The sequence below is a fragment of the Williamsia sp. z71 genome (genome assembly GCF_059553375.1).
In genome coordinates, this window is record NZ_JCANWX010000006.1 from 443,514 (window position 1) to 453,949 (window position 10,436).

A 10,436-nucleotide genomic window follows, 5' to 3' on the forward strand; every position below is an offset into this window, starting at 1 on the left:
CGACCCCAGCCGAGACCACGTGTTGTGCAACGTGTGAATGGACTGGAACCGGGTGGGGGGTTCAGGGTTCGGGCTTATTCAGATTTCTTCGGGTTCAAGCTGGATTCAAGCTGGATTCAAGCGACTCAGACGAGCAGTCCGGCGATTTTCAGCGCGTTCTGCGCGGTCTCCTCGGCGGCCTCGACCGTCCACGTGTCGGCGGTGCGCTCGTTCGACCAGCCGGCGTGCAGCACCGCGTAAAGGACTGCGGCCGGATCGGCGTCGCCGTCGGTGGCGACGACGGTCAGCGTGCTGTCGAGCGCACTGACATGCCATCCCGGACGGGGTCCGACGATGACATCATCGGCGGCGGCATTGAGCCCGCTCAGATCGGCAGAGACGAACGTCGGACGCTGCGCTTCGGGTGCGTTGAGCGCGTCGGCGGCGGTGCTGACACCGGTCAGCACCAACAGGCTGTCGGCCTCGATGGCGTTGGCACCTTCGATGTCGGTGTCGAGACGATCCCCGACGACCAACGGCGTCTTCGATCCACTGCGATCGACGGCGTCGATCATCAACGGAGCGGCCGGTTTACCGGCGACCAACGGCTGCCTGCCGGTGGCATGGGCCACCGCGGCGACCATCGAACCGTTGCCCACCTGCAGGCCGCGTTCGGTCGGAACGGTGGCGTCGACGTTGCAGGCCACCCAGAGCGCACCCGCGCGCAGGGCCAGCGCCGCCTCGGACAGGATCTCCCACCCGGTCTGTGTCGAATGTCCTTGCACCACAGCGGCCGGACGGTCATCGGCACTGCGGGTCACGCCGAGTCCGACCGAGCGGATCTCGTGGACCAGCGCCTCGGTGCCGACGACCAGCACCCGAGAACCCATCGGCAGCCGCTCGGCCAGCAACCGGGCCGCGGTCTGCGCGCTGGTGACGATCTCGTCCGGCTCTGCCGCAAATCCCAACTCGCGCAGGTGTTCTGCGACCGTTTCCGGCGAGCGACTGGCGTTGTTGGTGACGTAGTAGTTCTTCTGGTCTCCGGCGTCCAGGGCGGTCTTGGCCCCGGGGATCTCCAGCTTGCCCGCGTAGACCGTGCCATCGAGATCGAGTAGCAGGGCGTCGTAGGCATCGCGCAACCGGTCACCGGCTGCGGCGGGCGCGGCCGGGATGAGCTGGGGCCGGACCGCCTCGACAACGTCCACCCGTTCGGCGACAACGGCCGGGGCGTCGGCGACAGCTGCGGCGCCGGTGCGGACCTGCTGCGCGGGAGCGGACAGAACCTCATCCACCGACTCCGGCCCGGACTCGTCTTCCGGCTCGGACAGTTCCATCAACCGCTGCTCTGCGTCGGTGAGGTCGTCTTCGTCGGCAGCGGCCGCGTTCATGAACCAGGTGATCGCTTCCTCGCGACGTCCACCGGCGAGCAGTGCCGCGGCGTAGGCGTAGAAGTAACGGGCGGCATCGGTCCCGACCCGTGAGGGGTCCAGATCGCTGGTCTGAAGTGTGACGATGGCCTTCTCGAAATCGCCGAGGTCCAGGCGCGCACCGGATTCCACGATTCGCATCTCGGCGGCGACCTCACCGGTCAGGGTGCGACCCTCGTCGCTGCGGGCCACATCGATCGCCCGCTCGGGACGGCCCAGGCCACGCTCGCAGTCCGCGATCATCGGCAGCAGCGCATTGCCCGCCGACATCCGCTTTGCGGCACGCAGCTCGGAAAGAGCCTCGGCCCATTCCTGTGCGTTGTAGGCGGCGAGGCCGGCGGCTTCGCGCACCATGGCGATACGACCGGCCCGGCGGCGGGCAGCGCGTGCATGTTCCAGAGCCAGCACCGGATCTTCGTCCAGGAGGCGGAAGGTCATGATCAGGTGGCGTGAAACCGCGTCCGAGTTCGCCTTGTCGAGGCTGAGCAGGTCGCGCCGAACCTCGGTGTCGAGGTCTTGCGGGCGGACGTCTTCGGGGAGCGGGGGCTCCGGCGGGCGATTGGCCGAGCCGGTGCCGCGACGAGCGTTCGAATCGTTTCGGAAGTTGCGGTCGTTCCGGTCGGCACCGCTGCGGACGAAACCGCCCCGGTCGGATCCATCTCGGCGATCGGTGGGCCGTCCGGTGTTGGAGTTGCCTCGACTGCTGCCGTTGCCGTTACGTCTGTCGTTCACGCGTCTGCCTTTTCGTCACGATCACACCACCTGCGAAGACCGCAGAGTCGATGGATTCACGCTATGTAGTTCGGTTGGAATGGCCGAATGGCCGCAAGCCAGGATAGCGGCTCACTACCTCAAACAGTTAATTCGAGAAGAGCATTCCCTCGCGCCCCGCCCTCCATCACAGTCGGCTCAGCACCTCACCGGCGGCCCGCGCCCCGGAGCGGACGGCCCCGTCCATGTACCCGGTCCAGTAGTCGGCCGTCTCGGTGCCCGCCCAGTGGATCGGACCGACGGGCGCACGCAGAGCCCGGCCGTATCGGGTGAGCGTGCCCGGCCTGCTCACCGCCACCGGTCCCCCTTGTGACCAGGGCTCGAGGTCCCATTTGAATATGCCGTGGTCGAGGTGGTCCCGCGCCTCCGGGCCGAAGTAGTCGACGAGGTTCTCGGTGCATTCGGCGACGATCTGCTCCTCGGGTGCCTGGTCGAGTCTGCGCATGGCGTCGCCGGAGATGAACCCCATCAGGACGTGATTGCCTTCGGCGTAGTTCTCGAAGCAGACATCGATCGGTTCACCGTTCCCGATCACCTGACCCGACAGGCCCTTGGCCCGCCAGAACGGTTCGCGGTAGACGGCCGCGAACTTGCTCACCGCACCCATCCGGTAGCCGGCATGTAGGCCTTCACGCGCGGCAGGTAGGCCCGGCAGATAGTCGATCTGGCCACTGATCGCCGGCGACATGGCGACGATCACCTTGCGTGCCCTGATCATTCCGGCATCGGTGGACAGGGTGGCGACGTCGTCGGCCCATCCGATCGAGCGGACTGCTGCGTTGTAGACGATCCGCTCACCGAGTTCGGCCGCCATCCGCAGAGGTATCAGCGCCGCACCGCCGACGAACAGTCGCTCCTGTGCACCGCCCTCGGTGGTCAGCAGCCGGATGAGGCTGCCCGGATTCGCCTCGTCACCCGCGGCCGCCACGTAATTGAAGAAGTAGAGCGCAGAGAACTCATCGGCCTCGGCCGAGAGCGCTGCCGAACTGGCCAGGCCCAGCAACATCCGTGCGGTCGGTGACATCGCCCGGGCTTCGAGCCACTGTTGCCACGTCACCGAATCCAGATAGGCGGCGTCGGGATGCTCCCACGGCCGGCCCACCGGAAAGTTCAGGAGTCCCTGGAGTTCGACCTCGGCCAGGGCCAGACCTGCCTCCGGCGTGGCCGGATCGATGGGTAGGCCCAGTGCGCTGGGCATGGTGGACCGCTGCCCACTGTTCCAGAAGACGCTGTCCCCGGCGTTGTACGTGGGCAACGTGGCGACACCGTATTCGCGGGCCAATGCGGCGATCTGTGTCTGAGTCGGCCCGATGAACTCCGCACCGGCGTCCAGGGTCACACCCAGTTTCGGGGTCGAGATGTTGTGAACCCGCCCGCCGGCGCGTTCGCGTGCCTCGAGCACCAGCACCGACCGGCCGGATTCGGCGACCGCCTTGGCCGCCGCCAACCCGGACAAGCCGCCGCCGACCACCACCACGTCATAGGTCTGCGAACCGGGACTGCCCCCGGCGGACGCCGCCCCGGCACCGAACAGACTTCCGCCGACAGAGATGCCCACAGCCGACAAGGCGGCAGCTCCGAAGAGCTGCCGCCTTGTCATCGAGCCAGCCGCGAGTGGCCGTTGACCTGCACTGTTCACATCGTGGGTGAGCATGGCCGGAATCGTAACCCGACCACGCGGAAAAAGTGGGTCATGCGACCCAGTCCGGTGACACCACGACCGGCAGTACAGAACGTCAGGGCCGCAACGGCCTCGAGCTGCTTACGACCGTCGGTAACCGTCAGTAATAGTGGGCTCGGCCTCCGACCTTGCGCCCGGTGGCACCGAGAACCCATAGAACTGCGCCGACAACCACCAAGATCCCTCCGACCACCGACAGGATCTGGATACCAAAAATTAGACCGAGGATGAGGAGGATGGCTCCGATGATGATCAATTGAACTCCAGACGACTGAGCGGCAGGCCGCAGGACCAGGGCCCTACTTCCCACCGCGGGGGCATTGACTGTTTCAGCACTGGTGTGCCGTAACCCGCGGAGTCGGGTTACCCAGACATTTCGGACTGAAACATCAGGTAATCCACGACACTCGGAGCCAGACCCAAGCCCGCCTCGTACCGGCCCAACACTTGCTGCACCGGCGAGGTGCACGAACGGGTTGATGCCGTGGGTATCGGCAGCACCGTGGTGTGGCAAAATGGGAAAGCCGGTCGAGACAGCAGCCGCGAGTTTCGATCGCCAGAACTTGGCCACGATCGGGCTCTTTGTGATTGAGGTCGAAAGGACTGGCTGCCGTGCACCCCGAGAACCCGGAATTCGTCGATTCCGGCGCCACCACTTCTGGTAGTGCTGCTGTATCTGTGGTCACCGTCCATCACGGTGAGCTGGCCGTGCTGGCCGTCACCGGCAGCATGGACATCCTGACCGCACCCGAACTGGCAGAAGCGGTGGGCAAGATACTGACCGGTCAGCCCAGGGGGCTGATCATCGACCTGACCGCTGCGGAGTTCTTGTCCTCGGCCGGCATGTCTGTGCTGGTCAACGCCCACGAGGCGATCGCACCCTTCGGTTCGTTGGGGGTCGTCGCAGACGGCCCATCGACCGCGCGCCCACTGCGTTTGGTCGGCCTGGACCAGACGTTGACCATTTATCCCACGATCGAGGCCGCCGTCGCTGCGATGTCTGCCCCCAACCCCCTCTGATCTCCTCGAAGTACCACGTATCCGGAGTAAGAGGTATCTATAGTGTCCAAAGCACGAGAGGGAGCAGGGCAAATGGAGTGTTCACAGTTGGCGTTGACGAGTCGAATGGCCGAGGTGGCGCGTGAACTACGCTCGGAGAGCAACGATATCGAAACCATTCTGCGGGCGATATCGAAAGCCGCGGTCGACACGATCCCGGGGACCGAATACGCAAGTGTCACAGTGGTCACCGCGAACTCCCAGGTCGAGACGCCCGTGTACATCGGCGATCTGGCCGGGCACTCAGATGCACTGCAGCAGCAGCTCCGCGAAGGCCCCTGCATCAGGTCTGCCGTCGGCGAAGAAACCGTGTGGATCGATGACATGCGTACCGAGAGTCGGTGGCCGCAATTCGCCACCGCCGCGGACCAGCTCGGCATTGCCTCGATGGCTTGCTTCTGCCTGTACGTCGACGGCGACAACTTCGGCGCCCTCAACCTGCACAGCACTTCGGTGGCCACCTTTGACGAAGAAGCACGCTCGATCGGTCAGCTCTTCGCCGCGCACGCCGCGATCGCCTTCTCGACCGTGCGCGAAAAAGAACAACTACGCACGGCACTGAACAGCCGGGACCTGATCGGCCAGGCCAAGGGCATGATCATGGAGCGCTATCGTCTCGATTCGACCGCTGCCTTCCGGCTGCTGGCGAAACTGTCGCAGGATTCGAACGTCAAGCTCGTCGATGTGGCCACGAGTGTGGTCGAGGCGGGTCCTGAAGATCGCTGAACCGGGGCTCAAACAAGGCCCTCCAGCTCGGCGACCGACTGCCCCGGTGTCGTGCGATAGACATCGAGTAGAAAGTCGCGATCGCGGTAGCCCGCAACATGCGACAGGTCGGTCTGAGTCAGTCGATCGTGGACAACCTCGCCGCTGACCGGGTACTCCTCGACCTTCCGTCGCCAGTGCACGGCCACCAGGTCGCCGTCGTCGGTGAGCGCTTCCCGTGATCGGCGAAGGACCGCCTCGAACTGCCCCGGCTCCAGGTAATAGAGCACCTCGCTGAGGACGATCAGGTCGAACCTGCCATCCGGCCAGTCCTCGATGAAGTCGCGGGTCTGCACCTGCACCCGGTCGGCCACCGGGGCCAACCGCTCTGCGGCGATCGCGGTCGCCCGCTCGCTGAGGTCGACAGCCAGCAACTCGTCACACCGCTCGGCGAGGAGTTCGGTGAACACACCGATCGAGCAGCCCGCTTCGAAGGCATTGCGGTAACGCCGGCGCGGCAGCGACGCCAACGTCAGCCGGTACTTGCGTTCCTCGTACCAGCGGGTGTTGAAGCCCCAGGGGTCATCGCTGGCGCGATACATTGCGTCAAAGTACTTGGTGTCCAAAGCGGTACCCTCTCAGGCGAATACGTACTCATGTGTGCGCGTCAATCGCTCGAGGACGTGTGGCGGGAGAACCGGCTGGTCCGCCGGATCCGGTGACAGCGGGTTGATCTGGGTCTCGAATGCCGCGATCGCGGCACGCTTTGTGGCGCGCGCCGTCGTCGAGAGCCGATGGCTTCGGAGCCGGTCCCACGGGACCTGCGGATCGCCGGGAGTTGCCCAGTGCCACATCCAGATCGGATACTGCCACAGGGCCAGACCCCGGCGAACAGCGACTTCTCGAGCACACCGACCGACCGCCTGATGGTCGGGATGGCCATCGTCTTCCCACACCGCGAGAAGGCCCGTGGACTCATCAGGTGACTCGTCACAGACGCCGTCGAGGATCGCGGTCATCGCGGCGTGCTCGTGGCCGAGCTTCCCATCGGTCAGGCCGGACCACCGAGATGCATCGAGGCCCAACACTTTCGTCGCGACGTCCAGCTCATCGCGCCTGCGGGCACCGAGTTCTTCGGGCGACAGGGTCGGTGAGCCGGGATGAGACCCCGATCCGTCGGAGAAGCAGACGGGCACCACCTCGATGCCCGCAGCGGCCGCAGCGATCATCATGCCGCCGGCACCGAGGATCTCGTCGTCCGGGTGCGCGGCAAGCACGATCAATCGGTCGACCCGAGGTTCGAACGGAGGCCAATCATGCCCGGACAACCAGGGCTGCCATTGCGCCTCGGTGGTCCCCTGCGCACTGACCGGTACAGCGCTGAATCGCTCGGATGACGTCATGACGCGGTCCCCGCAGCCAGCTTGCCGAGTTCCACCAGATCCCGGTCTGCGTGCGACTGCCGGAGGTAGACGCTCAGATCGGCCACCGCCTGAGCATGGTCTTCATCTGCGACGAGCGGGCCCGGGCCGAGTGCGCGAGCCACACGGTCGAGCACCCCCGTCGCGATCTGCTCGATCGACCACCGCACTCCGAAGGCGCGACGGCGCGCGCCGGCCAGATCGTCGGGTTGGTCGTCGATCTCCGCTGCCGCCTGACTCAGCTGCGCCCAGCCGGTGGCCAGGAGTGCGTCGACCGCGCCCAGATGCATCAGGGTGATGTCGTCGCCGGCGGACTTCGCCTTCTCGTACAGGGGTTGCGCCACCTTCATCGCACCACCGAACCAGCAGGCGGCAACCCCCACGCCGCCGTGCCAGAAGCCGGCCCGGTCGAGGTAGTCGCCCGGTTCACCGATGGGCCGGGCCGGAACACGATCGAATTCCACTGAAGCAGTGCCGGTTTCGGCCATACCCGGATTGTGCCAATCACTCGCCGCCGGATGCACGCCGTCCGAACGCAGATCCACCGCGAACAACCGCCGATATCCATCGGCTCGGGCCGTCACCAGCGCATGGGTGCACCCCTCGGCACCCGAACACCAGACCTTGGTTCCGCACAGCGTCCAGGCTTCCGACTCGAGCACCGCAGTCATCACCGGCGCTGCGGGTTCGGCGGCCCACACACCCCACAGTTCACCCGGCCCCACGCCGGGGGCACCGAGCTCATGCAGGATGGCCACCGCATCACCATGTGCCTCGACCATGCGCCCGGTGGCGATATCGCCACGGGTGAAGGCCGCCAGCGCGCGGAACCGTTCGCGGGTGTCGCCTTTTCCCGGCAACGGGAGGTCGAACCCCGGCTCCGAGACGATCTCCGACGCTCGCTGGATCGCAGTGGTACTCACGAAGCCTCCCCGGCCCGGCCGAGGTCCACCAAATAGTCGGCGAAGCCACCGGACGCCCGACCCTCACGTCGCGTCGACGTCAGTACGGGCGCACGCCCACTCCAGCAAATCGGCACCTGAGCAAGTCGCAGCCGGGCAATCAGATCTACGTCCTCGTCGTGGGCGACCAGTGCAAAGCCGCCGACATCGAAATACACCGGCGCCCACATCCCCAGATTCGCCCCGTGCACATGGCGGTGGCCGTCAAAAGGCTGATACTCGGAATGGAATCTCTCGGCGACCTCCGGGGGCCAGCCATTCCAATCGCGGGCGGCAATGGTGCCGACGAAAGCCTCCCAGCCCTCGCCAGCTGCCGCCACCTGCTCGCTCAGCCAGTTTGGTGGAACCACAGAATCGGCGTCCGTGGTCGCGAACCAGGTGTTGTCGTTCCAGGAACCGTGGTCGAACCCGGCCTTACGTGCCTGGCCGACGGATCGTCCCGTCACCTCGATGGCTCCGACACCGGGCGGGATGCACCCGGCGGTCCCGTCCGAGCAATCGTCGAGTACGACGACCACTCGGACCGGAACATCAACCTGCTCGGCGGCTGCGGCAATCGAACTCAAACACTCGGGCAGAACTGCCATTTCGTTGTGCGCGGGCACAACGACGACAATGTCGTCCGGCCTGCCTGTTCGAACCTGGTCACCTGGCCTGTCCACTCCCTACGCCTTCTGCTGCGCGCCGGCACGCGCCGGATTACTCTGCTCCGCTGCCTTGGGGTCGAGTTCGGCGGCCTTGGCCCGAACCCCGGCCTCCACCGCGTTGCCCAGATCAGGATCGACCCGACTCCAGTACTCGAAGGCGCGCGCCAGCACCGGCTCGCTGACCCCGTTCAGGAGATGACCGACGATGTTGTCGGTCAACCGCCCGCGTTCGGCATCATTGAGCACCTCACGGACCATCGTGCCTGCCTGGCCGAAGTCGTCGTCCTCCGGATGGTCGACGTAGGCGGACCGGACGATCTCACCGTTCGCGGCCCACCCCGGATCCACCTGGAAGCCTGTTGCCGCGGCCGGACCACCCTTCGAGTTCGGCGCGTATACGGGATCGCTGACTTTGCTCACGCGCATCGCACCATCTTTGGAGTACGAATGCACCGGATACTTCGACGCGTTCACCGGGATCTGCTTGTAGTTGGCACCGATGCGGTACCGATGCGCGTCGGCATAGGAGAATCCACGGGCCAGCAGCATCCGGTCCGGGCTCAGGCCGATGCCCGGAACCAGGTTGTTCGGCTCGAATGCCAACTGCTCGATCTCCGTGTGGTGATCGGTCGGATTCCGGTTCAGCGTCATCCGCCCGACTTCTTGCAAGGGATAGTCACCGTGCGGCCACACCTTGGTCAGGTCGAATGGGTTGAAACGGTAGGCCACCGCGTCGTCGAAAGGCATCAACTGAACCTTCAGGGTCCAGGACGGGAACTCCCCGGAGTCGATGTGCTCGAACAGGTCTCGCGTGTGATAGTCGGTGTCGATGGATGCCATCTGGTCGGCTTCATCCTGGGTGAAGAACTCATGGCCCTGGTCGGTGATGAAGTGATACTTCACCCAGTGCTTCACGCCCTCCGCATTGACCCACAGGTACGCATGAGAGCTGTAGCCGTTCATGTGGCGCCAGGTCCGAGGGATACCCCGATCACCCATCAGCCACGTCACCTGGTGCGCGGATTCCGGGGACAGTGTCCAAAAGTCCCACTGCATGTCGTGGTCGCGGAGGTTGTTGTCGGCCCGTCGCTTCTGAGAACGGATGAAGTGCTGGAACTTCATCGGATCCTTGACGAAGAACACCGGGGTGTTGTTTCCGACCATGTCGTAGACGCCCTCGTCGGTGTAGAACTTCAGGGCGAAGCCACGGGGATCCCGCCATGTGTCGGGGCTTCCGCGCTCCCCTGCGACGGTCGAGAATCGCGCAGCCATCTCGGTGGCGGCACCCGGCTGGAACACCGCGGCACACGTGTAGGCCGACACGTCGGCGGTGACCTCGAAGACGCCGAATGCACCACTGCCTTTGGCGTGTGGCTGCCGCTCCGGAATCCGCTCGCGGTTGAACTGGGCCATCTGCTCGATGAGGTAATGATCGTGCAGAACGATCGGGCCGCCGGCTCCGACGGTCAACGAGTGCTCGTCGCTTCCAACCGGGGCTCCGGCGTCCGTTGTGGTGTAGATCTTCTCGTCTGGCATACGCACCTCCGCGCTCTTCGCGAGCGGGCAAGGCTGCCGCCGCACTCTGACGTTACGAGTACCCGAAATCGTACGCCGCGATAGCAAAATACCCTGTATTCGAGTCCATTGCTGGAATCGGATACAGGGTATTCGCAAATTGTGTTCGGCGGTGTCCTACTCTCCCACACTGATTAGGGTGCAGTACCATCGGCGCTGGTAGGCTTAGCTTCCGGGTTCGGAATGGGACCGGGCGTTTCCCTACCGCT

10 protein-coding genes and 1 rRNA gene are annotated in these 10,436 nt (G+C 65.3%); 2 read left to right on the forward strand and 9 right to left on the reverse strand.

Annotated features, from left to right (window positions below):
- Positions 1 to 125 precede the first annotated feature (125 nt).
- The 3 genes from AC51GR_RS17295 to AC51GR_RS17305 all read right to left on the reverse strand — a co-directional run bounded on the left by AC51GR_RS17295 (position 126) and on the right by AC51GR_RS17305 (position 4,114).
- On the reverse strand, positions 126 to 2,138 hold the full coding sequence (locus tag AC51GR_RS17295; RefSeq protein WP_496325859.1) for an HAD-IIA family hydrolase: 2,013 nt from the start codon (positions 2,136 to 2,138) through the stop codon (positions 126 to 128).
- Between the two features lie 166 nt (positions 2,139 to 2,304).
- Positions 2,305 to 3,777, reverse strand: a complete 1,473-nt coding sequence (locus tag AC51GR_RS17300; protein ID WP_496325860.1) for a flavin monoamine oxidase family protein — start codon at positions 3,775 to 3,777, stop codon at positions 2,305 to 2,307.
- 181 nt (positions 3,778 to 3,958) lie between these two features.
- Positions 3,959 to 4,114, reverse strand: a complete 156-nt coding sequence (locus AC51GR_RS17305) for a hypothetical protein (protein ID WP_496325861.1) — start codon at positions 4,112 to 4,114, stop codon at positions 3,959 to 3,961.
- A 356-nt stretch (positions 4,115 to 4,470) separates the two neighbouring features.
- On the opposite strand from AC51GR_RS17305, the gene AC51GR_RS17310 reads away from it, so the two are divergent.
- Both AC51GR_RS17310 and AC51GR_RS17315 read left to right on the forward strand, forming a co-directional pair.
- The gene (locus AC51GR_RS17310; protein ID WP_496325862.1) at positions 4,471 to 4,878 is read left to right on the forward strand and encodes an STAS domain-containing protein; all 408 of its coding nucleotides are present in this window, start codon (positions 4,471 to 4,473) and stop codon (positions 4,876 to 4,878) included.
- A gap of 105 nt (positions 4,879 to 4,983) precedes the next feature.
- On the forward strand, positions 4,984 to 5,643 hold the full coding sequence (locus tag AC51GR_RS17315; protein ID WP_496325898.1) for a GAF and ANTAR domain-containing protein: 660 nt from the start codon (positions 4,984 to 4,986) through the stop codon (positions 5,641 to 5,643).
- Between the two features lie 8 nt (positions 5,644 to 5,651).
- On the opposite strand, the gene AC51GR_RS17320 is transcribed toward AC51GR_RS17315, so the two are convergent.
- The 6 genes from AC51GR_RS17320 to rrf form a co-directional block, all read right to left on the reverse strand.
- Positions 5,652 to 6,224 carry a class I SAM-dependent DNA methyltransferase gene (locus tag AC51GR_RS17320; protein WP_496325863.1) on the reverse strand — a complete coding sequence of 191 codons (573 nt, stop codon included), beginning with the start codon at positions 6,222 to 6,224 and terminating at the stop codon, positions 5,652 to 5,654.
- Positions 6,225 to 6,260: 36 nt separating this feature from the next.
- Positions 6,261 to 7,025 carry a PIG-L deacetylase family protein gene (locus tag AC51GR_RS17325; protein ID WP_496325864.1) on the reverse strand — a complete coding sequence of 255 codons (765 nt, stop codon included), beginning with the start codon at positions 7,023 to 7,025 and terminating at the stop codon, positions 6,261 to 6,263.
- Positions 7,022 to 7,966 carry an acyl-CoA dehydrogenase family protein gene (locus AC51GR_RS17330; RefSeq protein WP_496325865.1) on the reverse strand — a complete coding sequence of 315 codons (945 nt, stop codon included), beginning with the start codon at positions 7,964 to 7,966 and terminating at the stop codon, positions 7,022 to 7,024. The genes AC51GR_RS17325 and AC51GR_RS17330 overlap by 4 nt, the downstream gene beginning before the upstream one ends.
- Entirely contained in the window at positions 7,963 to 8,667 is a 705-nt protein-coding gene (locus AC51GR_RS17335; protein WP_496325866.1) for a glycosyltransferase family 2 protein, read from the reverse strand. The genes AC51GR_RS17330 and AC51GR_RS17335 overlap by 4 nt, the downstream gene beginning before the upstream one ends.
- Positions 8,668 to 8,670: 3 nt before the next feature.
- Positions 8,671 to 10,188, reverse strand: coding sequence for a catalase (locus AC51GR_RS17340; RefSeq protein WP_496325867.1), 1,518 nt, complete (start codon positions 10,186 to 10,188; stop codon positions 8,671 to 8,673).
- Between the two features lie 143 nt (positions 10,189 to 10,331).
- Positions 10,332 to 10,436, reverse strand: a 5S ribosomal RNA gene (gene rrf / locus AC51GR_RS17345); the annotation flags it as partial.

What these genes read in the sequence shown, in the direction of transcription:
- AC51GR_RS17320 (WP_496325863.1), bottom strand. Translation starts at nt 6,224, where the DNA reads ATGTATCGCGCCAGCGATGACCCCTGGGGCTTCAACACCCGCTGGTAC.
- AC51GR_RS17315 (WP_496325898.1), top strand. Translation starts at nt 4,984, where the DNA reads ATGGCCGAGGTGGCGCGTGAACTACGCTCGGAGAGCAACGATATCGAA.
- AC51GR_RS17325 (WP_496325864.1), bottom strand. Translation starts at nt 7,025, where the DNA reads ATGACGTCATCCGAGCGATTCAGCGCTGTACCGGTCAGTGCGCAGGGG.
- AC51GR_RS17300 (WP_496325860.1), bottom strand. Translation starts at nt 3,777, where the DNA reads ATGACAAGGCGGCAGCTCTTCGGAGCTGCCGCCTTGTCGGCTGTGGGC.
- AC51GR_RS17340 (WP_496325867.1), bottom strand. Translation starts at nt 10,188, where the DNA reads ATGCCAGACGAGAAGATCTACACCACAACGGACGCCGGAGCCCCGGTT.